At 32.1% G+C, this 4,021-nt stretch carries 3 protein-coding genes and 1 pseudogene; 1 reads left to right on the top strand and 3 read right to left on the bottom strand.

Annotated elements, in window-relative coordinates; translation table 11 throughout:
• Window positions 1–123: 123 nt before the first annotated feature.
• The 3 genes and pseudogenes from ES044_RS17835 to ES044_RS17845 all read right to left on the bottom strand — a co-directional run.
• A pseudogene (locus tag ES044_RS17835) lies at window positions 124–744 on the bottom strand (oxidoreductase); the annotation flags it as partial.
• 161 nt (window positions 745–905) lie between these two features.
• Window positions 906–2,243: a DEAD/DEAH box helicase gene (locus ES044_RS17840; protein ID WP_147120690.1), complete on the bottom strand. Its 1,338-nt coding sequence runs from the start codon at window positions 2,241–2,243 to the stop codon at window positions 906–908.
• Between the two features lie 128 nt (window positions 2,244–2,371).
• Window positions 2,372–2,842: a toxin-antitoxin system YwqK family antitoxin gene (locus ES044_RS17845; RefSeq protein WP_147120691.1), complete on the bottom strand. Its 471-nt coding sequence runs from the start codon at window positions 2,840–2,842 to the stop codon at window positions 2,372–2,374.
• Between the two features lie 153 nt (window positions 2,843–2,995).
• Here ES044_RS17845 and ES044_RS19110 point away from each other — a divergent pair, with 153 nt between their 5' ends.
• Window positions 2,996–3,526 carry a hypothetical protein gene (locus ES044_RS19110; RefSeq protein ID WP_223269278.1) on the top strand — a complete coding sequence of 177 codons (531 nt, stop codon included), beginning with the start codon at window positions 2,996–2,998 and terminating at the stop codon, window positions 3,524–3,526.
• Window positions 3,527–4,021 lie beyond the last annotated feature (495 nt).

Here is a 4,021-nt window from a genome sequence, read left to right on the forward strand (position 1 = left end):
TTAGAGAAAAGGTAATCGAATTCTTAGAAAGTCACTCTTGGAAAAATGAGGAATTCAAAAATATCCTAACAGATAATTTTCAAATTATTAAACCTAATTTTTCGGGATCCTATTTGTAATGAGTATATGCAATCGATGACTCCACTCTTTAAAATCATCTTCTTTAGAAAAACGAATGGCAGAATCTGCGGGAAAACGAGTGGTTGCTATAACCGTTGCGCCAGAACGCAAGGACATTAGCGTAATATGATACCCTATTTTTAAGCGAGAACCTGTAATGATGGCCACTTGATCTTTTAAATCTGTGGTTTGAAAACGCTTTGCATAATTTAAATCACCACAATTTGAGCACATGGTATCATAAAAATGATGCAATTTGGTAAAAACAGCTTTACAAACATAGCAATTTCTTGCAGATTCTAATTCTGGAGTATCTTCTGAAATAGTAGCTGCTGCTAATAGTTTTGGAGCAACAAACAAAGCCGATTCTCTAGCAGAACGAATACCAGTAGATTTTCTCGCATGCTTATCACTTTCAATTTGTTTCCGCTTTGCTGCTTTTTTTGCATCTTTTCTTCTGCGTTGAAATTCATCTCGATTTGGTCTAGACAATTCTCAGGCAACTTTAAAAAGTGCAACTCTTTGTGCTTCCGGAATTTCAAAAAGCTGATTGGTATCCTCCAATAAACCTTGCATCGTTTCGATGCAAGAAGTAATGTCTGGATTGTTATTTTTATCACTCATAAAAAAAATACACTATTTTCTATCAATTCTATTATTGATGCTTTCAAAATAAACAGAATTATTTTCAAACATTTATTATATAGGTAAATAGAATTCAAGGCATTATATTTTCTATGTACCTAACTGGTCAGGTTTTTTATTTTATTTGATAAAACAAAAAATTATCTCTTTTTCTTTTTATAATCTTCTGGTTTTGAAATTTTAGAATTAGCCTGATTCAAATAATCTGCCAACACTTTTTCGATCAATTCTTCTTTTGTTAAATGATGAAAAACCGTTCTTACTTTCCTTTTAAAATCTTCAGAAACCGTTTTATTAGGCCTTGTTTTAAATATTTTTTTCGCCCATAAAAGTCCGTTATTTTCTTCTATGCTTTCTGCATCCGCTTTTTTATAAGCGTTAAATCGAATACCTAACTCTTTTTGAAAATCTGCAATATCTGCTGTTTCTTCTTTTTGTAAGATGGTTAGTGAAAGACCTTTTGCTCCTGCTCTTGCTGTTCGTCCACTTCTATGCACATAGGCATCATAAGTATCTGGTAAATGATAATTAACAACGTAAGCAATTTCTTTTACGTCAATTCCTCTTGCGGCTAAATCTGTAGCTACAAGAATATCGATATGACCTTCCCTAAATTGGCCCATAATTCGATCTCGAATTCCTTGGGTTAAACTTCCGTGAATTGCACCTGATGAAAATTTATTAATCGCTAAATTCTTTGCTAATTTATTAACTGCCGCTTTTGTTTTACAAAAAATAATTCCTCTTTGTCCTTCTTTAGAATTCAAGAAATGTAACAAAACTTCTAATTTTTCTATCGGTTCTACAACTACATATTGATGCTCAATTCCTTGATGCCCAACTGTAGCCATATCTGCTTCTATATGAATAACTTCACTAGACATATAGTTATTTACCATTTGCTTAATGCTTCCGGGCATTGTTGCCGTAAACAGTAATGTTCTTCTTTTTTTCGGAATTTCTTTTATGATACTATCCAATCCTTCTTTTAAAGCACTTACCATCTCATCAGCCTCATCTAAAATAAAATAAGAAATGTTTTTTATGTTGATCGCTTCACGATTCACTAAATCTGCCAAACGGCCCGGTGTTGCAACCACAATATGCGTGGTGCTTTTTAACCGTTCTATTTGAGGCTTAATAGGGATTCCGCCACAAATAACAGCAATCGATAGTGCAGGGCTATTGGTTGCAAAAGATTCTAAATTAGCATGAATTTGTTGCCCCAGTTCTCTTGTGGGCGCTAAAATTACAGCCTGAATATTGGTGTTTTCGGTATCAATTAACTGTAACAAAGGCAAACCAAAAGCAGCTGTTTTTCCTGTTCCTGTTTTTGCCAAAGCAACTACATCTTCCTTTTTATGTAAAATTACAGGAATCACTTTTTCTTGAATATCTGTGGGTACAGAAATTTTTAAAGCAGTTAAGCTCTGCTGTAATTGTTCGTTAATTCCTAAATCAGAAAAGGTTTTTGACATATTTTAAATTTCTACAAAGGTAACGACACTTTTTAAAAGGAAAAACGTCAAACGATTTATAATTCTATTGAATCTATTTTTTTATTTGAAATACAAACTTATTTCCTTGTTTCATCAACATTCAAAGTCTAAAAACTAGCATTAGGGTTATCTTTCTTAAATTTTGATAGCGTATTCCAACTTCCTAAAAGTATGTTTTTTTCATATTTTTTTACTTCGTACAAACTTCCTTTTTTATAGCGTAAACAATATCCTTCTTTTCTGCCATTTACATATGCTACTTTTTCTATTAAATCTTCTGATGTATGAATTGTCCACCAAGAATCACGCTTATTATTTTTATAATACCCTTCTGCTTTTAAATTATTTTTAGCATCATAATAAAACCAATATCCATCTTTAAATCCATTTTCATAGTTCCCTTTTGCTTTTATCTTACCTGTTGAATGGTAAAAACGCCAGTAATCTACTTTTTGATCATTCGCTACCCAACCGGCTGCTATTATTTGATTTTCAGCATTGTATTGATATGTATAGGTTTTACTTGCTTGGTAAAAATAGATTAGAATAAGAGTGCTGTACATAAATTTAGAAATCATTTTTTTAATTTTTATCGATTAAAAACAATTGAATTGTTCTCCTTATTTATACGAAAAAAACTTGTTTTTGGTTTTTAATTTAATTTTACGAAAACCAACCTTTAAATTTTCTCGTATATGTTTTTAAGAATAACACTTAAACTAAATCAAATTATGAAAGTTACATTAAAATTACTTGGCGGATTGCTTTTTATGCTTCCTCTAACAATGACAGCTCAAAGTCCTATTAGTGGATTTATGAAAGCAAAAGGAGAGGGTAGTATTACAGTTACCCAATCTCGAGAAGATTATAGTGATGTTTTTTTAGTGCCACAGAAAGTGAACTCTGTTCCTGTATTTAATGAAGTTACTACTAAAAGTATATCGCTTTATGCAGAATACGGTTTTAGTGATCGTTTAAATTTTGTTGTAAGTCTTCCTTACATTAAATCTATTGGGCAAGCAACTCCTGCAACAATGGCAAACAATGGTTTTGAAAATGAAAGAAGCGGTATTCAGGATTTAAGTGTTTATGGAAAATATAAAGTTAAATCTATAGATATTATGGGTGGAAATTTAGATTTCATTGGTGCATTAGGTGTTGAAGTTCCTGTGGGAGATTACAATGTAGATGAAGGTTTGCAATCAATTATTGCAATTGGTAACCGTTCTACAGACATTACAGGTATAGCAATTGCGAATTAAAAGCATACTTCAGGTTTTTTTGCAATTGGTCAATTAGGCTATAGTTTAAGAAACAACGAAGTACCAAATGCCGTAATTAGTGAATTAAAATTAGGCTATGCTGCTTCTGTTATTTACGGAGATATTTATATTGCGAATCAACTTTCTGGTAGCGATGGCCTAGATATTTTAGCTGATGGCTTTACAGGTTTCTTCCCTGCAACACGTGTAAATTACACACGAATAGGCGCAACCATGTTTGTACCAATTGCTGGAGGACTTGGAATTATTGGCGGAATAAACACCTATATAGAAGGGCGAAATTTAGGAGCATCTACGGGAGCTTATAGCGGAATATCTTACTCATTTTAATCAAACAAACTAAAACTGTAACTATTCAGCCTAGATTTCAAAAAAGAGCTAGTTATTAACAATTCTATCCTTGCTTTTAGGAAAAAGAACGTTCTTGTTAACATTTGTTAGTTACTAGGTAACAATTACATGTTTGATTTTTAG

It is taken from the genome of Polaribacter sp. IC066, from assembly GCF_007997085.1.
Taxonomy (GTDB): Bacteria; Bacteroidota; Bacteroidia; order Flavobacteriales; family Flavobacteriaceae; genus Polaribacter.